The following is a 24,752-nucleotide window of genomic DNA, read 5'->3' on the forward strand; positions in this document are numbered from 1 at the left end:
GTCGAACCCGTCTGGGCTCAAGTGTTCGTTGAGAAAGCTGAGTTGGGCCGGGTGTCGGGGGTCCGCCGAGCCGCCCGCGACCACCGGAACAGTGCGCGTGCGGCCGCCCGGGCCGGTACGGCCGGGCGGCCGCCGCGCCTCACAGGAAGTAGAGGCGGTTGAGCGGGACGCTGTCCGCGGGCTCGGAGCGCAGCGGGGTGCCGTCGAGGGTGACGAGGCCGTTGCGCGGGTCGACCAGGACGTCGCCGAGGCGGGTGTTGCGCACCATGTCGCGCGGCCCGATGCCGCGGGTGCCCCGGACGGCGACGCGGCGGCGGCGGGTCGTCATGGAGTCGTACGGGCGGTCGTGGGTGCCGGACTCGGCGGCGGCCCGGCTGGTGAAGGCGACCGACAGATCGGCGGGGGTGGCGCCGTGGGCGCCGAACAGCGGCCCCAGGACGAGCGGTTGGCAGGTCTCGGTGGCGGCGTTCGGATCGCCGGTGACGCCGTACGCGGGGAAGCCGGCCTTGAGCACCAGCTGCGGTTTGGCGCCGAAGGAGGCGGGGCGCCAGAGCACGATGTCGGCGAGCTTGCCGATCTCGATCGAGCCGACCTCGTGCGAAAGGCCGTGCGCGATGGCCGGGTTGATGGTGAGCTTGGCGATGTAGCGCAGCACGCGCTCGTTGTCGTCGTCCGGGCCGTCGCCCTCCATCGGGCCGAGTTCGGCCTTCATCTTCCCGGCCACGGCGAAGGTGCGGCGCACCGTCTCGCCGGCCCGGCCCATCCCCTGGGCGTCGGAGGAGGTGATGCCGATGGCCCCGAGGTCGTGCAGCACGTCCTCGGCGCCCATGGTGCCGGCCCGGATCCGGTCGCGTGCCATGGCCTCGTCGCCGGGCAGGTCGGTCTTCAGGCCGTGGACGGAGACGATCATGCCGTAGTGTTCGGCGACCGCGTCCCGGCCGAACGGCAGCGTCGGGTTGGTGGAGGAGCCGATGACGTTCGGCACGCCCGCCATCTTCAGCACGTTGGGGACGTGTCCGCCGCCGCAGCCCTCGATGTGGAAGGCGTGGATGGTCCGGCCGTCGAGGACGCGCAGGGTGTCCTCGACGGACAGGCACTCGTTCAACCCGTCGGTGTGCAGGGCCACTTGGACGTCATGGACTTCGGCGACGGCCAGCGCGGTGTCCAGCGCGCGGGTGTGCGCGCCCATGTCCTCGTGGACCTTGAACCCGCAGGCGCCGCCCTCGGCCAGGGCCTCCACGAGCGGGGCCGGGTGGGAGGACGAACCGCGGCCCAGGAAGCCGATGTTGACCGGCCAGGCGTCGAAGGCGTTGAACGCGTGGCGCAGCGCCCAGGGCGAGTTGACGCCGACGCCCCACGCGGGGCCGACCTCCTGGCCGATGATCGTGGTGACGCCGGAGGCGAGCGAGGCCTCCATGATCCGCGGGGACATCAGGTGGACGTGGGTGTCGATGGCGCCGGCGGTGGCGATCAGGCCCTCACCGGAGACGATCGTGGTCCCGGTGCCGACGACCACGTCCACGCCGTCCAGGGTGTCCGGGTTGCCGGCCCGCCCGATCGAGGTGATCCGCCCCTCGCGGATGCCGATCGAGGTCTTGCGGATGCCCTGGACCGCGTCGATCACCAGCACGTTGCTGATCACGACGTCGCAGGTGTCCCGCACCGCGGCGGCCTTGAGGTGCAGGCCGTCCCGGGCGGTCTTGCCGAAGCCGACCAGGAACTCCTCGCCCGGCGCCTGGGAGTCGGACTCCACGCGGACGACCAGGCCGCTGTCGCCGAGCCGGACCCGGTCCCCGGCGCGCGGCCCGTGCACGGCCGCGTACTCGGACGCTTCGATGCTGCTGCTCACGACTGCTGCTCCCGTCCGTGGTCGACTGCTCCGAGGTAGCCCTGCTCGGCCGCGCGGCGCAGGGCTTCGCGCCGCACCCGGGGCGAGTCCAGCGGCCCGTCGACCAGCCCGGCGAAGCCGATCGCGACCCGCTCGCCGCCGATCGGCACCAGGCCGACCTCGGTGTCGGCGCCAGGGTCGAAGCGCACCGAGGAGCCGGCCGGGACGGCGAGGTGCATGCCGTAGGCGGCGGCACGGTCGAAGGCCAGGCGCGGGTTGGCCTCGAAGAAGTGGAAGTGCGAGGTGACCGAGATCGGAACCTCGGAGGTGTTGCGCACGGCGAGGGTGCGGACGGGCTCCGGGCCGGTCGCGGCGGCGCCGTCGGGGAGGACGGCGCCGGGCGCGGCCTCGCCGAGGGTGCCGCCGCCGAACGGGTCGGCGATGACGGCGAGCCGGGTGCCGTCCTCGAACACCGCCTCGACGTGGATCTCGGTGACCAGGTCCGGCACGCCGGGCAGGACGTCGGTGGGGGAGAGGACGGAGCTGCCGAGCGCGACGGCCTCGGCCAGCCGCAGGCCGTCGCGGGCGGCCTCGCAGACGGTGTCCGCGATGAGCGCGGTGGCCTCGGGGACGTTGAGCCGCAGGCCGCGGGCTCGGCGGGCGCGGGCGAGCTCGGCGGCGGTGAAGATCAGCAGCCGGTCTCGTTCGGTGGGGGTCAGCTGCACGGGGTTCCCTTCTCCCTCGGTGCGGGGCGGTCAGCCGGCGGGCTGGTCGTGGGTGGAGCAGTGGATGCCACCGCCGCCGGAGGCGATGGTGTCGATCTGCAGCGGGACGATCTCGCGGTCCGGGAAGTGGTCCCGGAAGATCTCCTGGGCGTGCCCGTCGGCCTTGGCGTCGCCGAACTTCGGCAGGTAGACGCCCTTGTTGCCGATGTAGAAGTTCATGTACGAGGAGACGAAGGCGTCGCCGCGCCCGGTGATCCGGTCCGGGTCCGGCTGCTCGATCTCGATCACCTTGAGCTTCTTGCCGGTCGCGTCGGTGGCCTCGGCGAGGACGGCGCGGGCCTGGTCGGCGGAGCGGGACCAGACGTCCGGCGGGGTGCCGGGGAAGGCGCGGTCCAGGAAGACGACGCCGGGGGCGGCGAAGCGGGCCAGGCAGTCGACGTGGGCGTCGGTGATGTCCTTGCCCTTGACGCCGGCGAGCCAGATCACCTTGGTGACGCCCAGGGTCTTCTTGAGCTCCGCCTCGACCGAGTCGCGGCTGCGGCCGAGGTTGCGGTTGTCGTTGACGACGGAGCTCTCGGTGACCATCAGGGTGCCCTGGCCGTCGGTCTCGAAGGAGCCGCCCTCGGCGGTGATCGGGGTCTCCAGCCGCTCGATCCCGTACTTCTCCAGGACGGCGCGGGCGATCCTGGCGTCGTTGGTGTGCTCCTGCTTGCCGCCCCAGCCGCTGAAGTTGAAGTCGACGCCCTTGACCTTGCCGCCCTCCTCGACGAACACCGGCACGGTGTCGCGGGCCCACAGGTCGTCGACCGGGACGGAGAGCAGTTCGACGTCGGAGCCGCAGGCGTTGCGGGCCGAGGCCTCCTGCCCGGGGCGGACCAACAGGACCACCGGTTCGCGTTCGCCGATGGCCCGGGCCACGGTGGCGATGTCCTTGCGGACGGCCCCGAGCTGCTCGCCCCAGACGTTCTCGGAGGCGGGCCAGGCCATGAACGTCCGCTCGTGCTTCTCCCACTCGCCGCCGAGCCGGCGCCCCTGGGCGGGGGCGGGCGCCGGGGCGGGCGCCCCGGTGGCCGGCTGACCGGGCGCTCCGGTGGTCGGGCCCGCGGGCTCGGCCGGGTCGTCATCGGAGGCGGCGCAGGCGGTCGCGCCGAGGGCGATCACACCGGCCCCGGCGAGGGAGCGCAGCACCGTGCGGCGGGCGAGGGGGGACTGGGACACGCTGAACTCCGGTGGGGCTGGGGGTGGATCCGGTCCGGCGGGGGCGGGCGGGGCTCCGGGGAGCGGCCCGCGGGGCGCCGGTGGCGGCGGACGAAGGGGCCGTCCGGGTGGACGAGGTCGTCCGGCATCGCCGGAACTGAACTCTCGCATTGACTGAAAAATCAGTCAAGCTTTACGGTGAAGCCACCCAAACCACCCCGAGACGACCCGGCCGCCGAGCGCGCGGCCCGGTCACGACGATGAAAGGCCAGGTGAGGCGGCGATGCTGCGCAATGGTCTGGAGCCCTGGCACGTACTGGTGATGGTGGCCGTCCTGGTGCTGCTGTTCGGCTCCAAGAAGCTGCCCGACATGGCGCGCGGACTGGGGAAGTCGATGCGCATCCTGAAGTCCGAGACGGCGGCCATGCGGGAGGAGTCGGCGCCGGGCGGCGCACCGGCGGAACCGCCCGCGGGCCCGGCCGCCCAGCCGCCGACCGGGCCGGCGGCCCAGCCGCCCGCAGGTCCGGCGGCGCAGCCAACCGCAGGTCCGGCGGCCCAGGCACCCGCAGGTCCGGCGGCCCAGCAGGTGAAGCACCCGGCCTGACCGGGCGGGCCGCCGGAGCGCCCGCGGCCGGAGCCGAGAGCCGTCGTTCCCCCCTGCCCGGCGGGGAGCGACGGCTCTCAGCCGTTGCGGCGGTAGTGGTCCAGCGACACCTTGACCGGCCCGTCCGTGCCCGCGGTCGACAGCACCCGGACGACGGCGAGGTCCTGGCCGTCCGCGGACCGGACGCAGAAGGCCCCGCGCGGCCCGACGGCGGCGAACGGGATCCGGCCGGCCGGGCGGCTGCCGAGGCCCTTGAGGCACTCGGCCACACCGAGGCTCGCGTCCCGGCCGATGAAGGAGTCCGAGGTCTCCGGGACGAGGAACTCGGCGTCGCCGCGGCTCAGGTACCAGGAGACGCTGTCGGTCGGGACGACGGTGCCGGTGGCGAGGTCGAACTCGTAGCCGGAGTCCGCCGAGGTCAGCTCGACCGAGCGGTAGACCGGCGCGTAGTCGGCGGCGGGCCCGGGCGGCGTGGCGGTGGTGGGGGAGGCCGTCGCGGGGGCGGAGCGGCCGGGCGACGGGGTCGCGGTGGCCGTCGGCGTGCCCGGAGCCGGGCTGCCCGGTACGGCGGCACCGGAGACCGGGGCCTCGTCGGCCACGGCCTCCCCCGAGTCCGGGTCGTCGAGCAGGAGGACCGCCGTCGCGGCGCCGACGGTCAGGGCGACGGCGGCGGTCAGGGCGGTGCGGCCGAGGGAGCGTCTGCGGCCGTTCCCGCTCCGGCGGTCGCGGCCCCGGCGCTCCGCCGAGCCGTCCTCGCCCGGAGCCGTACGGGAGGCCGCCGACGACGACGAGGCCGACGACGACGCGGACGCCGCCGACGAGGCCGCCGTCGGCGCGGACACCGGTGCGAGCAGCGTCGGCGTCGGCGCGGCCGCCGGGGCGAGGACCGTCTGCGCCGAGTCCCAGCCCGGGTGTGCGGCGGCCTCGGCGGGCACCTGCGGCAGCTCGGCGTGCCGATTGATCTGGCTGGTCAGCGGGTGCGGCAGCCAGTCCTCGCCGAACCTGAGGTGGCCGCCCACCGCCGGGTGGCTGCGGGCGGCGGCGATCACCTCGGCGGTGGTCGGGCGGTCCTCGGGCCGCTTGGCGAGGCAGTGCAGCAGCAGCTCGCACAGGCTCTCCGGCACCCGGCCGAGGTCCGGGTCCTCGTGGACGGTCCGGTAGAGCGCCGCCGGGTCCGGGCCGTCCCCGAAGGGCGGGGTGCCGCCGGCGACGTGGACGGCCAGGGCGCCGAGGGCGTACACGTCGGTGGCCGGGGTGGCGGCCCGGCCCATGGCCTGCTCGGGAGCCATGTAGGCGGGGGAGCCGATGCGCAGCCCGGTGCCGGTCAGCGCGCTGGCGTCGGCCGCGCGGGCGATGCCGAAGTCGATCACCCGGGGGCCGTCGGAGGCGATCAGCACGTTGCCGGGCTTGAGGTCGCGGTGGACCACCCCGGTGGCGTGGATCGCCTGCAGGGCCTCGGCGATGCCGGCCATGAGCAGCAGGACGGTCCGTTCCGGGAGCGGACCGAACCGCTGGACGACCTGCTGGAGCGAGGGCCCCGGCACGTAGGTGGTGGCCAGCCACGGGGTGGCGGCGTCCACGCCGGCGTCGACCACCTGCGCGGTGAACAGGCCGTGGATGCGCCGGGCGCTGGCGACCTCCTGGGCGAAGCGGGCCCGGAACTCCGGGTCCTCGGCCAGCTCGGGCCGCACCACCTTGAGCGCCACCGGTCGGCCGCCGGGGGTGTAGGAGAGGTAGACCCGCCCCATGCCGCCGGCGCCGAGCCGGGCGTACAGCAGGTGGCCGCCGACCTCGCGCGGGTCGTCCGCGGTCAGCTCCTGGAAGACCGGCTGGAGGGCGAAGGGGGATCGGTCGGCGGACATGCGGTGGCCTCTCTCGGCGGACAGGGAGGGTGCGGGAGCCGGAACGGCGTCCCCGGGCGGCCACGGCGCCGGTCGGCGCAGACGGCATCGCGAAGTTTAGAGGTAGGGTCAGGGTAGCTGTGACCGGCCCGGTCGGGCGCCGACGGGCGGCCGGCCGCGGTGCAGTTCGGTGTCGAGGGCGCTCCGCAGCAGCCGGCGCGCGTGGTCGAGGGGCAGCGAGCCGCTCAGCCACCGGACGCTGAGGCCTTCGACGAGGGTGGTGAGCCGCTCGGCGGCGGCCGCGTGCGCGGGTGCGGTGCCGGTCGGGTCGGCCCGGGCGAGCAGCTCGGCGATGTCGTGCACCCAGGTGTGGGTGGTCCTCGCCAGCTCCTCGCGCAGGCTCGGCTCGAAGACCGCGCTGGCCCGCAGCTCGCCCCAGGCGGTGCTGTTCTCCCGCACCTCGGTGCTGTCCTGGAGCTCCCGGAGCAGGACCCGTTCCAGGTCGGCCCGCGGGTCCTCGGTCCTGGGCTCGGGATCCTCGTCGGCGGTGTAGTGGTCGGCGCGGTCGCTGATGAACTCCAGGGTCCGGCGCAGGATGCCCGCCCGGTCGGTGAAGTGGTAGTAGATCAGCGAGGTGGAGACCCCGGCCTCGGCCGCCAGTTCGCCCACGCGCAGTCCGCGTACGCCACGGCGGGCGATCACCCTGGTCGCGGCCTTGAGTATTTCCGTCCGACGGTCCGACATGGTCGTCCACTCTACCGGGCTTCCTGACTGGTCAGGCAGGTTCCTGATGATCCTTTCAGTGAGTTGCGTCAGCTTTGAGCCGAAAGCTTGACTGAATTTTCAGTACGGTAGAGGATGCGGGGCAACCCCCCCACCCCTCCCACTCGAACAGGGAGCGACATGCACACCCCCACGCCCTCACGACGCGGCCTGCTCCGGCTCGGCGCCGCCGCCGTCCCCCTGATCGCGCTCGGCACGGTCCTTCCGGCGACGGCCCGGGCCGCGACCGCCACGGCGGCCGACCAGAGCGCCGCCCCGGCCGCCGCGGGCGCCACCGCGAGGCTGCGGATGCCCGCCGAGAGCGACCGGCACGACCGCACCTTCATGGCCTGGCCGGCCCTGTCGTCGATCTGGCGGACCCAGCTCTCGGCGGTGCGCGACGACATCGCCCGGGTCGCCCACGAGATCTCCCGCTACGAACCGGTCGTCGTGGTCGCCCGCCCCGGCCAGGCCGCCGACGCGCGGTACTACTGCGGCCCCGGCGCCTACTACGGCATCACCGTGGTCGAGATCTCCAACGACGACCTGTGGATCCGTGACTTCGGCCCGACCTTCGTGGTCGCGCCGGGCGCCATCGCCGGCGTCGACACCAACTTCAACGGCTGGGGCAAGAGCGGCACCCCGTACTACCAGCGCTACACCGAGGACGCCGCCGTCGCGGCCACCCTCCTCGCGCAGTACGGCGTCGACCGCGTCCGGGCCCCCTTCGTCGGCGAGGGAGGCGCCCTGGAGACGGACGGCCAGGGCACGCTGCTGGCCACCGTCAGCTCGCTGGTCAACCCCAACCGCAACCCGGGGATGTCCCAGGACCAGGTCGAACAGGCCCTGAAGTCGACGCTCGGGATGGACAAGGTGATCTGGCTGGCCGGGCTCGCGGGCCAGGACATCACCGACGACCACATCGACTGCCTGGCACGCTTCACCTCGCCCGGCCGCGTCATCCTCGACCAGCCCGGCCCCGGCACCGACCGGATGTGGGTCGACGTCTACGAGCAGGCCAAGCAGGTCCTGCGCACGGCCACCGACGCCCAGGGCCGCCCGCTGACCGTCGTGGAGCTCCCCGGCCCCGACCGCACGCTGATCCGCGGCCGCGGCAAGGACTTCCTGTCCAGCTACACCAACTTCTACGTCGCCAACGGGGCGGTGTTCGTCCCCCAGTTCGGCGACTACGCGGCCGACGCGCAGGCCTACGCGATCCTGCGGGCCGAGTTCCCCGGCCGGGACGTCGTCCAGCTGAACATCGACAACATCGCCTCCGGTGGTGGCGGCATCCACTGCGCCACCCAGTCCCAGCCGGCCGTCCCGCCGGCGCTCTGAGACTCCCCGGCGGCCCGTCCGGATCCCCCCACGGAGACGGGCCGCCGGGGCCTTCCGCTCCACCACCCTCCCTCCCGACCGCCCGGCGCCCCGAACGCGCCGGGCCGGCCGGGTCCGAACAGAAGAGGTATCCCGTGACGTACCGAATGCCCGCGGAGTGGACCGAGCACGAGGGCTGCCTGATGGCCTGGCCCGTCCGTCCCGACCTGTGGGGCGACACCCTCGACGAGGTGAAGCGCGAGTACGCGGCGGTCGCCCGTGCCATCGCGGAGTTCGAGCCGGTCACCATGGTGGCGCCGCCCGGCCACGGCGACGAGGCGCGCGCCCTGTGCGGCGCGGGCAGCGGCGAGAACGGCGGCGAGGGCGGCAGCGAGCGCGTCACCGTCGTCGAGCTGCCGACCGACGACTCCTGGTTCCGCGACTCCGCGCCGATCTTCGTCCTCGACGGGAACGGCGGCCGGGCCGGAGTGGACTTCCGCTTCAACGCCTGGGGCCGCAAGCACAGCCCCTGGGACGCCGACGACCGGATCAGCGGCCTGCTGCTGGAGCACCTCGGCACCCCGGCGATCCGCTCCGAGATGATCCTCGAAGGCGGCGCGATCACCGTCGACGGCGAGGGCACGCTGATCACCACCGAGCAGTGCCTGCTGCACCCCAACCGCAACCCGGACCTGACCCGGGAGGAGATCGAGGCCGAGCTGAAGGCCCGCCTCGGTGTCACCAAGGTGATCTGGCTGCCGTACGGCGGCGCGCTGGACACCGAGACCGACGGGCACGTGGACGGCGTCTGCGCCTTCGTCGCCCCCGGCAAGGTCGTGGTGCAGCTCCCCGCCGACCCGGAGCACCCGGACTACGTGCGGATGCGGGCCAACCGCACCGTGCTGGAGCACTCCACGGACGCCCAGGGCCGGCCCTTCGAGATCGTCGACCTGCCGCAGGCCGCCTTCGTCGAGGTCGACGGCCGCGAGGTCGAGGTAGGGTACCTGAACTTCTACCTGGCCAACGGCGGTGTCGTCGTGCCGGTCGCCGACCACCCCGAGGACGAGGGCGCGCTGGCCGTGCTCGCCGCCGCCTACCCGGACCGGACGGTCGTCGGCGTGCGGGCCAGGGTGATCGCCTACGGCGGCGGCGGCGTCCACTGCATCACCCAGCAGATCCCGGCCGTCCGCGCCTGACCCCTCGCCAGCGAACGGAGAGAACCCTCATGACTCCCACCGCGCCCGCGAGACGCGCCACCGCCCGCGGCCGGCTCGTCCTCGCCACCGCCCTGCTCGCGGCGGCGGCCCTGGTCGCCGCCTGCTCCGGCCCGCCGCACTCCGGCTCCGACCAGTCGGCGGTGCAGCTCTCGGCCGACACCCCGCCGGCCAAGGGCGAGCTCGACTCCTTCACCTGGGCCACCTACGCCGAGCCGCCCACCCTCGACTACCTCCAGGCGTTCGACTACCCGCAGAACACCGTCCTCGCGAACGTCTGCGAGAGCCTGATGCGCTGGACCCCGCAGCTCACCCTGGCTCCCGGCCTGGCCGAGAAGGCCTCGAACCCCGACCCCACCACCTGGGTCTACGACCTGCGCTCCGGCGTGCACTTCCACGACGGCACGGTGATGACCGCCGACGACGTCGTGTACAGCCTCGGCCGGCAGATGAACCCGGACAACGCGGCGGCTTGGAACCAGGTGTTCCAGAACGTCGACACCGTCACCGCGACCGGCCCGCTGCAGGTCACCGTCAAGCTCAAGCAGCCCGACTCCCAGTTCCCGCAGTACATGGCCACCGCCGCCGGCGTCGTCGCCGCCAAGGCCGGCGTGGAGGCCGCGGGCAAGGACTACGGCACCAGCGGCAGCCTCGACTGCACCGGCCCCTTCAAGATGGGCACCTGGGCCAAGGGCCAGTCGATCGAGCTGCAGCGCTTCGACGGCTACTGGGGCACCAAGGCCAAGTCCAAGAAGGTCGTGTTCAGCTTCCTCACCGACTCGTCCGCCCGCACCAACGCGATGCTCACCGGCGACGTCGACGGCGGTTACCTCATCCCCACCGAGAGCTACGACCGGCTGAAGAAGAACGGCCCCGGCACGCTCTACTTCGGCGAGGGCCTGAGCACCGTCAACGTCAACGTCACCAACATGCAGGGCCCGCTCGGCGACCTGCGCGTCCGCCAGGCACTGTCGCTGGCCCTGGACCGCTCCGGCTTCATCAAGACCGGCCTCGCCGGCGCCGGCACCGTCACCGGCTCCCTCACCACCAAGGCCGCCTGGGGCACGGCCCCCGACGACGTCCGCAAGAGCGCCTTCGACGGCCTCACCCCCACGGCGCAGGACATCGACAAGGCCAAGGCCCTCGTCAAGGAGGCCGGTGCGAGCGGCAAGCCGCTCGTCATGGCCACCAGCACCATCGGGCAGGACGTCTCCCTGCTCGCCACCGCCGTCCAGGCCGCCGGGACGAAGATCGGGCTCGACATCCAGCTGAAGACGATCGCCCCGAACGCCTTCACCGCGCTGTTCACCGACGCCAAGGCGCGCGAGGGCATCGACATGTTCCCGGAGACGTACTACGACTCCATCACCGACCCGCTCGACCTGCTCGTCAACTTCAAGACCGGCGCCTACCAGAACTTCGCCGGCTACAGCGACAAGACCTACGACGACCTCGTCGACCAGGCCACCGCCGAGTACGACCCGGCCAAGCGCGGGGCGATCGAGGCCAAGCTCCAGCAGACCGCCTCCCAGCAGCTGCTGTGGATCCCGGTCGCCGAGTGGCCCACCGCCGTCTTCCTCAACAAGCGCATCACCGGCGCCCCCACCACGATCTCGTACATGTACTACCCGTGGGCCGCCGACGTGGGGGCCGCACGGTGAACTTCCTGAGATTCGCCGCCCGGCGACTGGTGGAGATGGCCGCCACCCTGCTCGGCGCGTCCTTCGTGGTCTTCGGCGCGATGTACCTGGCGCCGGGCAACCCGGCGAGTTTCCTCCTGTCGGGCAGGTCGGCCTCGCCGGCCGCCCTGCAGGCGATCAACGACCAGTACCACCTCGACGACCCCTTCCTGGTCCGATACCTCCGCTGGCTGGGCCAGGTCCTGCAGGGCGACTTCGGGCGCTCCATCACCTACCGCACCGACGTGTCCAAGCTGCTCGCCGACCGGCTGCCCGCCACCCTGACGCTGGTCGCCATGGCACTGGTGGTGGTCGTCGTCATCGGCCTGGTGCTCGGCTGGATCGGCGCGGTGCGCGGCGGCGCGACGGACACGGCGATCCTGCTCTCCACCACGCTCGCCGTCGGCACCCCCTCCTTCGTCGCGGCGGTCCTGCTGCAGGGCCTGTTCGCGGTCAAGCTGGGCTGGTTCCCGACCAGCGGCACCGGCGACGGCTTCGGCGACCTGCTGTGGCACCTCACCCTGCCGGCGATCGCCCTCGCGCTGTACCTGATCGGGATGCTCGCCCGGGTCACCCGCTCGGCGATGCTGGAGGCACTGGAGGGCGAGCACGTCGCCGTGGCCCGCAGCCGCGGCGTGCCCGAGCGCGAGGTGATCCGCCGCCACGTGTTCCGCAACTCGCTCGGCACGGTGCTGACCACCGGCGGCCTGATCGTCTCCACGCTGCTGGTCTGCACGATCCTGGTGGAGTCCGCCTTCAGCATCGGCGGCATCGGCCAGCTCCTCGAACTGTCCACCACCACCAAGGACTTCCCGACCGTCCAGGCCATCTCCCTGCTGATCGTCGCCCTGTTCATGGTGGTGAACCTGGTCGTCGACCTGCTCCACCCCCTGGTCGACCCCCGGGTCACCCTCGGCACGAGGAGGTCCGGCGCATGAGTGTCGCCCTCACCCGTCGGCCCGGCCTCGGCCGCCTCAAGGCCGCCCGCGGTCCGCTCCACCTGGCCTGCCTCGGCATCGTCGTCGTGGTGGTGATCGCCGCCCTGCTCGCCTCCTGGATCGCACCGCAGGACCCGAACGCCGTCGACCTCGGCAACGCCCTGGCCGGCCCCTCGCCCGACCACCTGCTCGGCGTCGACTCCGCCGGGCGCGACACCCTCTCCCGGCTCCTGCTCGGAGCCCGCACCTCCCTGCTCGGCCCGCTCGGCGTGGTCGCCTTCTCCACCGTCGCGGGCGTCGTCATCGGCCTCGCGGCCGGCTGGCGGGGCGGCTGGCTCGACTCCGTCCTCTCCCGCAGCACCGAACTGGTCTTCGCCTTCCCCGGCATGCTGCTCGCCATCCTGATCGTCTCGGTCTACGGCGAGGGCCTGCTCGCCCCCGTCGTCGCCCTCGCGATCGCCTACCTGCCGTACGTCTCCCGGCTCACCCGCTCGCTCGTCCTCGCCGAACGATCCCGGCCGTACGTCTCCGCGTACCAGGTCCAGGGCCACTCCACCCTGCAGATCTGCCTGCGGCACGTCCTGCCCAACATCGCCCCGATCGTCCTGGCCCAGTCCACCATCAACTTCGGATACGCCCTCATGGACCTCGCCGGCCTCTCCTTCCTCGGCCTCGGCGTCCCCGCGCTCACCCCCGACTGGGGGCGGATGGTCTTCGACGGCCAGACCGCGATCCAGCACGGCTACCCGCTCTCCGCGATCCTGCCGTGCGTCCTCATCGTGCTCACCGTCGTCGCGTTCAACGTCGTCGGCGAGCGCTGGGCCGACCGCGTCGCCCGGAGGACCCCATGAATCGGAGCAGCACGTGAACGCCCTCGACATCCGGGGCCTGCGGCTCCGCCTGCCCGGCACCGCCCGGCCCGTCCTCGACGGGGTCGACCTCGCCGTGGGCCCCGGGGAGACCGTCGCCCTGGTCGGCGAGTCCGGCTCCGGCAAGAGCCTCACCTCCCGCAGCGCCCTCGGCCTGCTGCCGCCCGGCGCCACCGCCGAGGGCAGCGTCCTGGTCGACGGCGAGGACGTCCTGACCATGGGCCCCGACCGGCTGCGCGCGCTGCGCACCGGCCGGGCCGCCATGATCTTCCAGGACCCCAGAGCGGCCATCAACCCGCTGCGCCGCGTCGGCGACTTCCTCACCGAGGGCGTCCGCCTCGGCGGCCGGACGGGTGCGGCCGACGCCGAGCGGCGCGCGGTCGAACTCCTGGACGCCGTCGGCCTCGGCCCGGAACTGCTGCACCGCTACCCGGGGCAGCTGTCCGGCGGCATGCTCCAACGCGTCATGATCGCCGCCGCGCTGATGGGCGACCCGGTCCTGCTGCTCGCCGACGAGCCCACCACCGCGCTCGACGTCACCAGCCAGGCCGAGGTCATCGCACTCCTCGGCCGGCTGCGCGAACGCTTCGGCACCGGCCTGCTGTTCGTCACCCACGACCTCGGCCTCGCCGCGGCCATCAGCGACCGCGTCTACGTCATGTACGCCGGGCGGATCGCCGAGAGCGGCCCCGCCGGGGCGCTCTTCGAACGGCCCCGCCACCCCTACACCGCCGCGCTGCTGGCCTCCACCCCCAGGCTGGACTCCCGGAGCGGCCGGCTCGCCGCCATCGACGGCCAACCGCCGGACCTGCGGCAGGAGTTGACCGGCTGCGCGTTCGCCGCCCGGTGCCGTCACGCGACCGACCTGTGCCGGGAGCGGGCCCCCGAACCGCAGGGGGAGCACCCCGTCGCCTGTCACCACCCGCTCGAAGGGAGCCCCCTCGATGTCTGAGGCCGTACTGGAGGTCACCGGACTGTGCCGGACCTTCGGCACCGTACGGGCGGTGGACGACGTCTCCTTCACCCTCCCCGCCGGCGGATCGCTCGGCATCGTGGGCGAGTCCGGCTCCGGCAAGACGACCACCGCCCGGATCATCGTCGGCCTCGAACAGGCCGACGCGGGGCGGGTCACCGTCCAGGGCCGGGTCCGCGGCGGCCGGGTGCGGGGGAGGGCCGAGCGGCTGGCCCGCGCCCGCGAGGTCCAGATGGTCTTCCAGGACCCGTACCTCTCCCTGGACCCGCGTACCAGCGTCGAGGCCGTGCTGCGGGAGACCCTGCGGCTGCACTTCCCCGGCATCGACCACGAGGCCCGGATCCGGGAGCTCCTCGACCAGGTCGGCCTCGGCACCAGGGCGGCCGAGGCGCTGCCCCGGCAGCTCTCCGGCGGTCAGCGCCAACGCGTCGCCATCGCACGGGCGTTGGCCGTCCAGCCGGCCGTCCTGGTGCTGGACGAGGCGGTCGCCGCGCTGGACGTCTCGGTCCAGGCGCAGGTCCTCAACCTGCTCGCCGACATCCGCGAACGGACCGGCGTCGGCTACCTGTTCATCACCCACGACCTGGGTGTCGTCCGCTGCGTCACCGACGACGTCATCGTGATGCGCCACGGCGCGGTCGTCGAATCCGGGCCGACCGCCCAGGTCCTCGACTCCCCGCAACACGCCTACACCCGGCTGCTGTTGGAGTCCGTCCCCCGGCCCGGCTGGGATCCCGACCGGATCGCCGCCGCGCGCCGCGCACTGTAAGACGGCCCCGGACCGGCAGGCGGTGGGACCTGCCGGTCCGGGGCGACCGAGCAAAACCGGCGGGCGGCGCCGGGCAGCAGCGAACCTGCCGGCCCGGCGTCACCGCCGCAGGAAGGACGACCGTGCAGGTCACCATCGACGACACCCCCGCGACCGCCCCGAACGTGCACCGGGCCCCCCGCCGCCGGCGGCGGCTGGCCGCCGTCCTGGCGCTGGTCATCGCACTCTGCGCAGCGGGGATCGGGCTGTACCTCAACGAGCGCAACACCCGCGAGCAGACCAGGGAACTGGCGATCCCGTCGGCACCCGACTGGATCGAACTGGACGTCACCGCGCAGGACGTCGACGCGACCGCCCAGCAGCTGACGCTCTACGTCACCCCCGTCCCGCACGGCAGGTTCGCCGCCGGACCGGACTCCCAGGCGTTCGCCCGCCCCGTCGAGATCACCCTCGCCGGCGCCCCCAAGGTCACCATCCGGGCGGCCGAGGGGGAGACCGCCGCGTCCCAGCCCGTCCAGGTGGGGATGTACGACGGCACCAAGACGGACTACCCCTTCGACCGCTACCGGATGGAAGCCGCCTTCGGCGCCACCAGCGCGGGCGCGGCCGTACCCGTCGGCCTGGTCTTCACCGACACCGACCCGTTCTTCGTCGTGCGCCCGCAGGCCACGACCGGGACCACCGGCACCGTCGCCCTGGACGCGAAGATCACCCGCTCCCGCAGCACCTTCATCCTCTCCTGGTTCATGATCGCGGCGATGTGGGCGCTGGCCCTGGCCGTCCTCGGCGCCGCCGAGGTGCTCTACCGCAAGCGCGAGGGGCTGGTCTGGCCCTCCCTGGGCTGGATGGCGGCGAGCCTGTTCGCGCTGATCGGGATGCGCAACGCCGCCCCCGGATCGCCGCCGATCGGATCGCTCATGGACTACGTCGCGTTCTTCTGGGCCGAGGGGATCATCGCCGCCAGCCTGGCCTGCACCGCCTGGTGCGGGATCCGCACCGAGCACCGGCTGCTCCGCGAACGGGAAGCCGGCGGCGAAGGGGCGTGAGCGGTTTCCCCCGAACGGCGGATGCGCGCCGCGCCGGATCCTGACCTTCCTGTCAGTAGCCTGCGGAGCCGGACCCGACACCTACCGGAACGAGGCCCCATGGCTCACCCCCGGCCGTCCCGCCGTTCGCTCCTGCAGTCCGGGGCCGCGCTCGCCGCGCTGGCGCTGACGGGCGGCTGCTCCTCCGACGGCGGCGACGAGGAGCAGCCCGGTCCCAGCGGCACGGCCGCGGCCACGTCGGGCAGCCCGGCCACGGCCGGACGGGCGATGCCCGCGGAGTCGGGCCCGCACACCCGCACCTTCATGGCCTGGCCGGCGCTGGAGGAGGTGTGGGGCGACCAACTGCCCGGCGTCCGGCAGGACATCGCGGGGCTGGCCCAGGCCGTCGCCGGCTTCGAACCGGTGGTGCTGCTGGCCCGGCCGGACCAGGCCGAGCAGGCCCGGCAGGCCTGCGGCTCCTCGGTCGAGGTGCTGGAGCTGATGGTCGACGACCTGTGGGCCCGGGACACCGGCCCGACCTTCGTCACCGGCCCGCAGGGGCTCGCCGGGGTCGACCTCAACTTCAACGGCTGGGGCAACAAGCAGACCCACGCCAACGACAGCCAGGTCGCCCGCAACCTCCTCGCCCACTACGGCATCACCCGCGTCCAGGCGCCGATCACCGGCGAGGGCGGCGGCATCGAGGTGGACGGCGAGGGCACCCTGATGGCCACCGAGAGCTCCTGGGTCAACGACAACCGCAACCCCGGCACGTCCCGCGACCGGATCGAGGCGGCCTTCAAGGAACTGTTCGGCGTCGAGAAGGTGATCTGGTTCAAGGGCGTGGCCGGACAGGACATCACCGACTGCCACGTGGACGCCCTCGCCCGCTTCGCCGAGCCGGGCACCGTCGTGCTGCACCGCCCGGCCGCCGACACCCCGCCGGACGTCTGGACCACCGCCTCCCAGCAGGCCATCCAGGTCCTCGCCTCCGCGACCGACGCAAAGGGCCGCACGCTGAAGGTCGTCGACCTGCCCGAGCCGGACGTCGACCTGATCCAGGGCGCCGGCAAGGACTTCCTCGCCACCTACATCAACTACTACGTCTGCAACGGCGGCGTCATCGTCCCGCGCTTCGGCGACCAGGCCGCCGACGACCGCGCGGCCGGCATCATCGGCGACCTCCACCCGGGCCGCAAGGTCACCCAGGTCTCCATCAACCACATCGCCTCGGGCGGCGGCGGCATCCACTGCGCCACCCAGCAGCAGCCCGCCGCGTCCGGGGCCAGCCCGGCGTGACCGCCTCCAGGCTGCGCGACAACCGCCTCGTCGTCGCCCTGCTGATCGTGGCGGTGCTGTGCTCGGCCGGCATCGCGCTGTACCTGAACGAGCGCAACACCCGGCAGCAGGCCCGCGAACTCGCCCTCCCGGAGTCCGGTGACTGGATCGAACTGGACGTCACCGCCCAGGACATCGACCCCGCGGCCGGCGAACTCACCCTCTTCGTCGTGCCGGTCCCGCACGGCGGCCTCGCCGCGGAGCCGGGCTCCGCCGCCTTCAGCCGACAGGTCGTGATCACCGTCCAGTCGGCGACCCTCACCGAGCTGCGGGCGGCGCCGGGGGAGGCCGCGACGCCCCAGCCCGTGCCGGCCGACTTCCACGCCGGCACCGTGACCGACTACCCCTTCGACCGCCACCGGTTCGCGGTCTCGTTCGCGGCGGCGGACACCGCGGGCAGCGTCCCCCTCGGCGTCGTCTTCGTGGACGCGGACCCGTTCTTCCTCGTGCACCCGACCAGCACCCCGAGCGCCTCCGGGGCGACCGTGCTGACCGGTACGGTCACCAGGGCGCGCAGCACCTACATCCTGGCCTGGTTCATGATCGCGGCGATGTGGGCGCTGGCCCTGGCGGTGCTGGCCGGGGCCGAGGTGCTCTACCGGGGGCGGCAGGGGGTGGTGTGGCCCTCGCTCGGGTGGATGGCCGCGACCCTCTTCGCGCTCGTCGGCATGCGCAACGCCGCGCCCGGCTCGCCGCCGATCGGGTCGCTCATCGACTACGTGGCCTTCTTCTGGGCCGAGGGCATCATCGCGGCGTGCCTGACGTTCACCGTCGTCGCCTCCACCCGCGTCGAGCGCCGCAAGCGGGCCGAGGCGGAGGCCGCAGCCGGTGCCGACCCGTGACGAGGGGGCCGGCGGCCGGTCAGGCCGCGGCGGACAACGAGTCCAGCAGGGTCCGCAGCACCCGCTCGGCGTCCACCGTCCCGTCGAGCGAGCCGATGGCGGCGAGCCCGTCCACGGCGGCGGCGAAGGCCTCGCCGAGCGGAACCGGGTCGGCGCCGTCGCCGCGCTCGTCCACCAGGCAGCGGAACAGGGTGACGAAGGAGGACCGCCACCGCGCGTACTCGGCCTCCAGGCTCGCGCGGACCCGCTCGTCGTTCAGGGCGAGCCAGTGCAGGGCCGCGTGCAGACGGGCCAGGTCGGGGCTCTCGGGCCGGGTGAGCAGCGTCAGGACCCGTTCGGCGCGTTCGGCGTAGCCGCCCGGGCCGGCGACCGCCTCCTCCAGCGGCGTGATCCACTCGGGCCGGATGTCCGCCACCACCGCGACGATCAGGTCGGTGCGGTCCGCGAAGTGGTAGTGGCACATCCCGTGCGAGACCCCGCACAGCGCGGCCACGTTGCGGGTGGTGAACCGCCCGGCGCCGTCGCCCGCGAGCAGGGTGCGCGCCGCGGCGATCAGCCTGGCCCGGGTCTGCTCGCCCTTGGCGGACGCGCGCACCCGACCGGTGCCACCCGGTCCGGAGGCCGTCCGCGGAGCTGCGCCTGTCGCCTGTGTCGCCATGGCCGCCACTGTAACGACTGCGGGAGTGCGGCAGGGGCGCATCGGCACCGATACCTGCGCAAAGTATTGACCGAGCGCTTGGCCAGTTTTACCTTTTCGGTCAACTGCTGCACCAGCAGTGCACTTTGACAGGGAGGCAGTGATGGAGGACAGCTCCAGACCCCACGCGGAGCTCGACGGGCAGCTCGGCCGACGGCGGTTCCTGACGGCCGCCGGGATCGTCGTCGCCGGCACCGCACTGACCGCCGCGACCGGCGGGCAGGCACTGGCGGCCCAGCGCCGCACCACCGCCGGCCCGGGCGTCGCCGCCGGCTACCGGGTGCCGCTGGACACCGTCCGGCACACCCGGACCTGGATGGCCTGGCCGGACAGCACCACCATCTGGCGCAACAAGCTCAGCGGCGTCCAGTCGAACATCGCCCTCATCGCGAAGACCATCGCCAAGTACGAGCCGGTGACGATGTGCGCCAACCCGGCGAGCGTCTCCAAGGCGCGGTCGATGTGCGGCTCGACCGTCACCGTCATCGGGGACATCCCGGTCGACGACTGCTGGATGCGCGACACCGGCCCGGTCTTCCGCACCGACGGCGCGGGCGGCCTGGACACCATCGGCCTGAACTTCAACGGCTGGGGCAACCACCAGAACCCGCACGGCAACGACGCCCTGGTCGCCGGGCGGCTCGCGGCCTACCTCGGCCTGCCGTTCACCGCCGCCGGGCTGGTCGCCGAGGGCGGCGCCGTCGAGACCGACGGCGCCGGGACGCTGATGGCCACCCGGAGCAGCATCATCAACGCCAACCGCAACCCCGGCATGTCGCAGGCCGCGATCGAGGGCGCCCTGTGCGCCGCCTTCGGCGCCACCAAGGTGATCTGGTTCACCGGCATCGCCGGCCAGGACATCACCGACGACCACGTGGACGCCACGTCCCGCTTCACCGGCGCGGGCACGGCCGCGGTCCAGATGCCGCTGGCGGGCGACACCGACGTCTGGTCGAACGACGAACGCCAGCAGTACCAGACCCTGACCTCCTCCACCAGCGCCCAGGGAACCCCGTTCACGGTCGGTCAGATCCAGGGGCCCGACTACAACCGCATCCGCTCCACCGACCCCAACTTCGTCGGCTCCTACGCCAACTACTACCTGTGCAACAACGCGGTGATCTCCGCACAGTTCGGCGACACCAGGGCCGACAGCGCCGCCAAGGCCACCCTCGCCCGGCTGTTCCCCGGCCGCACCGTCGAGCAGCTCAACATCGACTACCTCGGCGCGGGCGGCGGCGGCATCCACTGCGTCACCCAGCAGCAGCCCGTCGCGTGAGCCCGACGGGGCCCGGTCCGGTCCGCCGACCGGACCCGGCCCCGTCGGAGGCCGGCCCGGAGCCTGTCGCAAGGCCCCGGGCCGGCCCGTCCGGATGCTCCCGTCGACGTCAGCCGAGGGCGGGGATGTCGTGCGTGGCGCAGTGGATGCCGCCGCCGCCGGCCGCGATCGCGTCGATCTTCACCGGGACGATCTCCCGGGTCGGGAAGTACTGCTTCAGGATCTGCTGCGCCCGGTCGTCGGCCCGGGCGTCGCCGAACTTCGGCAGGTAGACGCCCTTGGTGCCGATGTAGAAGTTCATGTACGAGGAGACGAAGGCGTCACCGCGGCCGGTGATCTTGTCCGGGTCCGGCTGCTGGAGGTCGACCACCTGCAGCTTCTTGCCGGTCGCGTCGGTGGCGTCCTTGAAGACGGTGCGGGCCTGGTCGGCGGAGCGGGACCAGACGTCCGCCGGGGTGCCGGGGAAGGCCTGGTCGAGCAGCACCACACCGGGCGCGACGAAGCGGGTCAGGCAGTCGACGTGGGCGTCGGTGATGTCCTTGCCCTTGACGCCCGCCAGCCAGATCACCTTGGTCACGCCGAGGACCCGCTTCAGCTCCGCCTCGATCTGGTCCCGGCTCATGCCCGGGTTGCGGTTGTCGTTGACGACGGAGCTCTCGGTCACCATCAGGGTGCCCTGGCCGTCGGTCTCGAAGGAGCCGCCCTCGGCGACCAGCCGGGTCTCGATCCGCTCCACGCCGTACTTGGCCAGCACGGTGCGGGCGACCTTGGAGTCGTTGCCGCGCTGCTGCTTTCCGCCCCAGCCGTTGAAGTTGAAGTCGACGCCCTTGACCTTGCCGCCCTCCTCGACGAACACCGGCAGGGTGTCCCGGGCCCACAGGTCGTCGACGGCGATCGGCACCACCTCGACCGCCGAGCCGCAGGCCTTCTGCGCGGCGTCCTTCTGCTCGGGCCGGGCCATCAGCACGACCGGCTCGCGGGCGGCGATGGCCTGGGCCAGGCCGGCCACGTCCCGGCGGACGTCGGCGAGCTGGTCGCCCCAGACGTTCTCGGAGGCGGGCCAGGACATCACGGTGCGCAGGTGCTTGTCCCACTCGGCGCCGAAGCGGCGCACGCCGGGGGTGCCGCCGGGCCGGGTGGGCGGCACGGCGCCGGTCGGGTCCTCGATGTCGTTGGGGTCACAGGCGGTGAGGCCCAGTGCGAGGGCGCCGACACCGGCGCCGACGCCGGCGAGGTTGCGGATCAGGGTACGGCGGGACACGGCGTTGGTCATGCGGGAACTCCAGCTGGGGGTCGGGGTGGTGGACTCGTGCGGGCGGTGGCTACGGCAGCGGCTCGTGCATGGTCGAGCAGTGGATGCCGCCGCCCCCGGCCATCAGGCGGTCGACGTCGATCTGGACCACCTCGCGGCCGGGGAAGGCCGAGGCGAGGGCGTCCCGGGCGGCGGCGTCCTTGTACGCGTCGCCGAACTGGGCCGTGATCACACCGCCGTTGACGACGTGGAAGTTGAGGTAGGAGTCGACGAACTTGGAGCTGCGGGAGCGGACGGTGTCCGGGCCGTGCACGGGGACGACCTGCAGGCGGCGCCCCCGGGCGTCGGTGGCGCCGGAGAGGATCGCGAACTGCTCGCGGGCGTCCCGGGCCCAGGCGTCGTTGCGGTCCGCCGGCGGCAGCTGCACCATCACCACGCCGGGGCGGATGAACCGGGAGGTCACGTCCACGTGGTCGTCGGTGATGTCCTGGCCCTTGATGCCCGGCAGCCAGATCATGGTGTCCGCGCCGTAGGCCTCCAGGACGGCCTCCTCGATCTCGTCCCGGCTCATGCCGCGGTTGCGGTTCTTGTTGACCAGGCTGCTCTCGGTGGCCATCACGGTGCCGTCGCCGTCGGTCTCGATCGCGCCGCCCTCGCCGACGAAGTCCGCGTAGGTGTGGTGCAGGCCCCGGCGGGTGGCGATCAGCTCGGCGGCCCGGGCGTCGTCGTGGTGCACCTGCTTGTTGCCCCAGCCGTTGAAGTTGAGGACCACGGCGTCCAGGCCGCCGTGCCCGTCCCGGCGGAACACCGGCGCGATGTCGCGCATCCACAGGTCGTCGGTGGGGACGGCGGTGATCACCTCCACGCCGGAGCCGCACCAGGACTGGGCCTTGCCCGCCGTCCAGTCGTCGGGGGCGCACATGACCACCGGCTCGAACTCGGCGATCGTACGGGCGATCAGGGCGATGTCCTCCTGGACGCCGCCCAGGCGCAGTCCCCACACCCCCCGGCGGGAGGGCCAGGACATCCAGGTCCGCGCGTGCGGGACGTCGTCGGCCGGCACCCAGGGGTAGGGCTGCTCGCCGGAACGGTCATCGCGGTAGTGGGTCATGAGGGTCTCCAGATCGTGCGACGGTGCCGGGAAGGGTGCGGGCCGCGTGGTCCACTCTTCGCGCCGCGACGCACCGGCGCACCACGGACGGGGGCGGACCGGCGGCAGCACCCTGCCTGCGGACTCAGGCTTACATTGACTGAAAAATCAGTCAAACCCACGGGCATGCCATGACGGATCCTTGACGCGGACGATGCGGAGCGTCACGGTCGGCGCCGGTTCCGTGCGGAATCCGCACGGAACCCCCACGGACCGGCGGGGCGGATCAGGAGCCGAGCCGGTCCACTTCGGCCTCGATCGCGTCGGCCAGCAGCGTCCGGGCGTGCGCCAGCGGGAGGCTGCCGCTGAGCCAGCGCGTGCTCAACCCCTCCAGCAGCGCCGTCAGCCGCTCCGCCGCGCCGGCCAGGGCGACCGCCGAGGCCATCGGCCGGACGACCCCGAGCAGTTCGGCGATCTCCTGCACCCAGACCCGGGTGGCCCGGGCGAGGTCTTCGCGCAGGGTCTCGTCGAACACCGCGCTCGCCCGCAGCTCACCCCAGGCGGTGCTGTTCTCCCGCACCTCGACGGTGTCCTGGAGCTCCAATAGCAGTGTCTGGTCCAGCTCCTCGCGCGCCGTCAGCGGCGGGGCGTCCGGGGCGCGGTCGGTCGTGTAGCGCTCCGCCCGGTCGTTGATGAACTCCAGCGTCTGGCGGAGGATCCCGGTGCGGTCCTTGAAGTGGTAGTAGATGAGCGCGGTCGAGACGCCCGCCTCCGCGGCGAGCTCCTCCACCCTCAGTCCGCGCACCCCGCGGCGGGCGATCACCCGTGCCGCGGCTTCCAGGATCGACGTTTTACGACTGGCCACGATCGACCACCTTACCGGGGCGCGCCGACGTGATCGGCTCCGCGGTCTGAGGTACCGGTCAGTAGGTGGTCGGGTCGGGTCGGCTGGCGGGGTGGTCGGGTGGCAGGGCGGCGGGGTCAGCCGGTGGTGGCGCGGGCGCGGGTACGGGCGCCGGTCGGGTGGGGCCAGCTGTGGTGGTGCCGGTCGATGACGTAGTGGTGGCCGTGCTGCCAGGCGCCGCCGGCGGCCGCGTGCGCGTCGGCGAGATGGGGGTGTCCGGCGGGCAGGTCGGTGTGCAGGTGCTCCAGGGCCGCGGGGTCGCGGGACGGCCACAGGGCGGTGGCCGCCGTCGCGGCGGTCAGGGCGAGCAGGCCGAGGACGACGGCGGTGACGGGCAGTCCCGCGCCGGCGGCCAGCCACCCGGCGAGCGGGTAGGTGAGCAGCCAGCAGGCGTGCGAGAGGGAGAACTGGGCGGCGAACGCGGCGGGCAGGTCGGCGTCGGCGGCCGAGCGGCGGATGAGGCGTCCGCCGGGGGTGAGGACGGCCGAGCTGCCGGCGCCGACGAGGGCCCAGGCGGCGAGCAGGGCCGCCCACGTCCCGGTGCCGGCCGGGGCGGCGGAGATCGCGGTGACGGCCGCGAGGACGGCCGGCAGGGCGAAGGCCGCAGGCAGCATCACGGCCCGGTCGCCGAGCCGGCCCAGGATCCGGGGCAGCAGGAGCGCGGCGAGCATCGAGCCGACCCCGTAGGCGCCCAGCGCGAGCGAGACGGCCCCGGCCGGGCGGTGGAAGTGGTCGCGGACGACGTTGACCGTGTCGACGAACACGATCGCCCCGGCGGCGGCGACCGCGAGGTCGAGGGCGAGCAGGGCGCGCAACCGGGGGGTGGCCCGGAACAGCCGGGTGCCGAAGGCGGCCTTGGCGTGGACGCCGCCGGTCCGCTCGACCGGGGTGGGCCTGGGCAGGACGGCGGAGACCACCAGGGCGGCGGAGGCGAGGAAGCCGACCGCCGTCCCGGCGAACAGCCAGTCGTACGAGACCGCCGTCAGCAGGAGCGCGGCGAGGGCGGGGCTGAACAGCGACTCCAGGTCGTACGCGAGCCGGGACATCGACAGTGCGTTGGTGTAGTCGCGCTCTGCGGGCAGGACGTCCGGGATGGTGGCCTGGAACGTCGGGGTGAAGGCGGCCGAGGCGGCCTGCAGCAGGAAGACCAGGAGGTAGACCTGCCAGACCCGGTCGACGAACGGCAGGGTCAGCGCGACGCACGCCCGGGTGAGGTCCGTCGCGACCATCAGCCTCCGCCGGGGCAGCCGCCCGGCGAGCGCGCCCGCCAGCGGCGCGACGGCGACGTAGGCGACCATCTTGATCGCCAGCGCGGTGCCGAGGACCGCCGAGGCGTCGTCGCCGGCGATCCGGTAGGCCAGCAGGGAGAGTGCCACCGTGGCCAGGCCGGTGCCGACCAGGGCCACGACCTGGGCGGTGAAGAGGTGGCGGTAGGCGCGGTTGCGCAGCACGGACAGCATGGGTGCTCCTGCCCCGTCCCGGTGGTCGGTGGGGGTGGTCGGTGGGTGTGCTCCGCCCATCATAGGAACATGTGCGTACCTGTGCACCTGTTCCTCGGAAGTCCGCCCGGGCTCTGCGCTCCGTGCCGCGCGGCCCGCCCGCGCCCGGG

The 24,752-nt window shown here is 73.4% G+C and carries 22 protein-coding genes; 12 read left to right on the forward strand and 10 right to left on the reverse strand.

What is annotated here, in order from left to right; all coding sequences use genetic code 11:
- Positions 1-139: 139 nt before the first annotated feature.
- The 3 genes from ABTY56_RS22425 to ABTY56_RS22435 are packed head-to-tail and all read right to left on the reverse strand — an operon-like array spanning position 140 to position 3,771.
- Entirely contained in the window at positions 140-1,849 is a 1,710-nt protein-coding gene (locus tag ABTY56_RS22425; RefSeq protein WP_350630754.1) for an urease subunit alpha, read from the reverse strand.
- Entirely contained in the window at positions 1,846-2,553 is a 708-nt protein-coding gene (gene ureA, locus ABTY56_RS22430; protein WP_350630755.1) for an urease subunit gamma, read from the reverse strand. Before ureA ends, ABTY56_RS22425 begins: the two co-directional genes overlap by 4 nt.
- A gap of 30 nt (positions 2,554-2,583) precedes the next feature.
- Complete coding sequence (locus ABTY56_RS22435; RefSeq protein WP_350630756.1) at positions 2,584-3,771, reverse strand: agmatine deiminase family protein; 1,188 nt, start codon at positions 3,769-3,771, stop codon at positions 2,584-2,586.
- A gap of 262 nt (positions 3,772-4,033) precedes the next feature.
- Between ABTY56_RS22435 and tatA the strand changes: the two genes are divergently transcribed.
- Positions 4,034-4,354 carry a Sec-independent protein translocase subunit TatA gene (tatA, locus tag ABTY56_RS22440; protein WP_350630757.1) on the forward strand — a complete coding sequence of 107 codons (321 nt, stop codon included), beginning with the start codon at positions 4,034-4,036 and terminating at the stop codon, positions 4,352-4,354.
- A 77-nt stretch (positions 4,355-4,431) separates the two neighbouring features.
- Here the strand turns inward: tatA and ABTY56_RS22445 are convergent, their stop codons facing one another.
- Together ABTY56_RS22445 and ABTY56_RS22450 are read right to left on the reverse strand one after the other, a co-directional pair.
- On the reverse strand, positions 4,432-6,216 hold the full coding sequence (locus tag ABTY56_RS22445; protein ID WP_350630758.1) for a serine/threonine-protein kinase: 1,785 nt from the start codon (positions 6,214-6,216) through the stop codon (positions 4,432-4,434).
- Positions 6,217-6,324: 108 nt separating this feature from the next.
- Positions 6,325-6,939 (reverse strand): TetR/AcrR family transcriptional regulator, encoded by a 615-nt coding sequence (locus ABTY56_RS22450; protein ID WP_350630759.1) that lies wholly within the window; start codon positions 6,937-6,939, stop codon positions 6,325-6,327.
- A gap of 159 nt (positions 6,940-7,098) precedes the next feature.
- Here ABTY56_RS22450 and ABTY56_RS22455 point away from each other — a divergent pair, with 159 nt between their 5' ends.
- The 10 genes from ABTY56_RS22455 to ABTY56_RS22500 all read left to right on the forward strand — a co-directional run bounded on the left by ABTY56_RS22455 (position 7,099) and on the right by ABTY56_RS22500 (position 17,921).
- Positions 7,099-8,295: an agmatine deiminase family protein gene (locus ABTY56_RS22455; RefSeq protein ID WP_350630760.1), complete on the forward strand. Its 1,197-nt coding sequence runs from the start codon at positions 7,099-7,101 to the stop codon at positions 8,293-8,295.
- Between the two features lie 134 nt (positions 8,296-8,429).
- Positions 8,430-9,470: an agmatine deiminase family protein gene (locus ABTY56_RS22460; RefSeq protein ID WP_350630761.1), complete on the forward strand. Its 1,041-nt coding sequence runs from the start codon at positions 8,430-8,432 to the stop codon at positions 9,468-9,470.
- Positions 9,471-9,499: 29 nt separating this feature from the next.
- Positions 9,500-11,149: an ABC transporter substrate-binding protein gene (locus ABTY56_RS22465; RefSeq protein WP_350630762.1), complete on the forward strand. Its 1,650-nt coding sequence runs from the start codon at positions 9,500-9,502 to the stop codon at positions 11,147-11,149.
- Positions 11,146-12,105, forward strand: a complete 960-nt coding sequence (locus tag ABTY56_RS22470; RefSeq protein WP_350630763.1) for an ABC transporter permease — start codon at positions 11,146-11,148, stop codon at positions 12,103-12,105. Before ABTY56_RS22465 ends, ABTY56_RS22470 begins: the two co-directional genes overlap by 4 nt.
- Positions 12,102-12,956 carry an ABC transporter permease gene (locus ABTY56_RS22475; RefSeq protein ID WP_350630764.1) on the forward strand — a complete coding sequence of 285 codons (855 nt, stop codon included), beginning with the start codon at positions 12,102-12,104 and terminating at the stop codon, positions 12,954-12,956. The genes ABTY56_RS22470 and ABTY56_RS22475 overlap by 4 nt, the downstream gene beginning before the upstream one ends.
- A gap of 13 nt (positions 12,957-12,969) precedes the next feature.
- Positions 12,970-13,926, forward strand: a complete 957-nt coding sequence (locus ABTY56_RS22480; RefSeq protein WP_350630765.1) for an ABC transporter ATP-binding protein — start codon at positions 12,970-12,972, stop codon at positions 13,924-13,926.
- On the forward strand, positions 13,919-14,716 hold the full coding sequence (locus ABTY56_RS22485) for an ABC transporter ATP-binding protein (protein ID WP_350630766.1): 798 nt from the start codon (positions 13,919-13,921) through the stop codon (positions 14,714-14,716). The genes ABTY56_RS22480 and ABTY56_RS22485 overlap by 8 nt, the downstream gene beginning before the upstream one ends.
- Before the next feature lie 122 nt (positions 14,717-14,838).
- Entirely contained in the window at positions 14,839-15,762 is a 924-nt protein-coding gene (locus ABTY56_RS22490) for a DUF4436 family protein (protein WP_350630767.1), read from the forward strand.
- Positions 15,763-15,861: 99 nt separating this feature from the next.
- Positions 15,862-17,040: an agmatine deiminase family protein gene (locus ABTY56_RS22495; RefSeq protein ID WP_350630768.1), complete on the forward strand. Its 1,179-nt coding sequence runs from the start codon at positions 15,862-15,864 to the stop codon at positions 17,038-17,040.
- Positions 17,037-17,921 (forward strand): DUF8686 domain-containing protein, encoded by an 885-nt coding sequence (locus ABTY56_RS22500; protein ID WP_350630769.1) that lies wholly within the window; start codon positions 17,037-17,039, stop codon positions 17,919-17,921. Before ABTY56_RS22495 ends, ABTY56_RS22500 begins: the two co-directional genes overlap by 4 nt.
- Before the next feature lie 19 nt (positions 17,922-17,940).
- Here the strand turns inward: ABTY56_RS22500 and ABTY56_RS22505 are convergent, their stop codons facing one another.
- Positions 17,941-18,579 (reverse strand): TetR/AcrR family transcriptional regulator, encoded by a 639-nt coding sequence (locus ABTY56_RS22505; RefSeq protein WP_350630770.1) that lies wholly within the window; start codon positions 18,577-18,579, stop codon positions 17,941-17,943.
- Positions 18,580-18,721: 142 nt separating this feature from the next.
- On the opposite strand from ABTY56_RS22505, the gene ABTY56_RS22510 reads away from it, so the two are divergent.
- Positions 18,722-19,897: an agmatine deiminase family protein gene (locus tag ABTY56_RS22510; protein WP_350630771.1), complete on the forward strand. Its 1,176-nt coding sequence runs from the start codon at positions 18,722-18,724 to the stop codon at positions 19,895-19,897.
- Positions 19,898-20,006: 109 nt separating this feature from the next.
- Here ABTY56_RS22510 and ABTY56_RS22515 read toward each other — a convergent pair whose 3' ends face one another.
- From ABTY56_RS22515 to ABTY56_RS22530, 4 genes are all read right to left on the reverse strand, one after another.
- Complete coding sequence (locus tag ABTY56_RS22515; protein ID WP_350630772.1) at positions 20,007-21,170, reverse strand: agmatine deiminase family protein; 1,164 nt, start codon at positions 21,168-21,170, stop codon at positions 20,007-20,009.
- Positions 21,171-21,219: 49 nt separating this feature from the next.
- Positions 21,220-22,260: an agmatine deiminase family protein gene (locus ABTY56_RS22520; protein WP_350630773.1), complete on the reverse strand. Its 1,041-nt coding sequence runs from the start codon at positions 22,258-22,260 to the stop codon at positions 21,220-21,222.
- 265 nt (positions 22,261-22,525) lie between these two features.
- Positions 22,526-23,104 carry a TetR/AcrR family transcriptional regulator gene (locus tag ABTY56_RS22525; RefSeq protein WP_350630774.1) on the reverse strand — a complete coding sequence of 193 codons (579 nt, stop codon included), beginning with the start codon at positions 23,102-23,104 and terminating at the stop codon, positions 22,526-22,528.
- A 116-nt stretch (positions 23,105-23,220) separates the two neighbouring features.
- Entirely contained in the window at positions 23,221-24,603 is a 1,383-nt protein-coding gene (locus ABTY56_RS22530) for an MFS transporter (protein ID WP_350630775.1), read from the reverse strand.
- Between the last annotated feature and the right edge of the window lie 149 nt (positions 24,604-24,752).

Source organism: Kitasatospora sp. NPDC097691 (genome assembly GCF_040302665.1).
Taxonomy (GTDB): Bacteria; Actinomycetota; Actinomycetes; order Streptomycetales; family Streptomycetaceae; genus Kitasatospora.

Coding starts and splice junctions, on each gene's coding strand:
- tatA (WP_350630757.1), top strand. CDS start 4,034: ATGCTGCGCAATGGTCTGGAGCCCTGGCACGTACTGGTGATGGTGGCC.
- ABTY56_RS22445 (WP_350630758.1), bottom strand. CDS start 6,216: ATGTCCGCCGACCGATCCCCCTTCGCCCTCCAGCCGGTCTTCCAGGAG.
- ABTY56_RS22450 (WP_350630759.1), bottom strand. CDS start 6,939: ATGTCGGACCGTCGGACGGAAATACTCAAGGCCGCGACCAGGGTGATC.
- ABTY56_RS22455 (WP_350630760.1), top strand. CDS start 7,099: ATGCACACCCCCACGCCCTCACGACGCGGCCTGCTCCGGCTCGGCGCC.
- ABTY56_RS22465 (WP_350630762.1), top strand. CDS start 9,500: ATGACTCCCACCGCGCCCGCGAGACGCGCCACCGCCCGCGGCCGGCTC.
- ABTY56_RS22475 (WP_350630764.1), top strand. CDS start 12,102: ATGAGTGTCGCCCTCACCCGTCGGCCCGGCCTCGGCCGCCTCAAGGCC.
- ABTY56_RS22485 (WP_350630766.1), top strand. CDS start 13,919: ATGTCTGAGGCCGTACTGGAGGTCACCGGACTGTGCCGGACCTTCGGC.
- ABTY56_RS22495 (WP_350630768.1), top strand. CDS start 15,862: ATGGCTCACCCCCGGCCGTCCCGCCGTTCGCTCCTGCAGTCCGGGGCC.
- ABTY56_RS22505 (WP_350630770.1), bottom strand. CDS start 18,579: ATGGCGACACAGGCGACAGGCGCAGCTCCGCGGACGGCCTCCGGACCG.
- ABTY56_RS22510 (WP_350630771.1), top strand. CDS start 18,722: ATGGAGGACAGCTCCAGACCCCACGCGGAGCTCGACGGGCAGCTCGGC.
- ABTY56_RS22515 (WP_350630772.1), bottom strand. CDS start 21,170: ATGACCAACGCCGTGTCCCGCCGTACCCTGATCCGCAACCTCGCCGGC.
- ABTY56_RS22520 (WP_350630773.1), bottom strand. CDS start 22,260: ATGACCCACTACCGCGATGACCGTTCCGGCGAGCAGCCCTACCCCTGG.
- ABTY56_RS22530 (WP_350630775.1), bottom strand. CDS start 24,603: ATGCTGTCCGTGCTGCGCAACCGCGCCTACCGCCACCTCTTCACCGCC.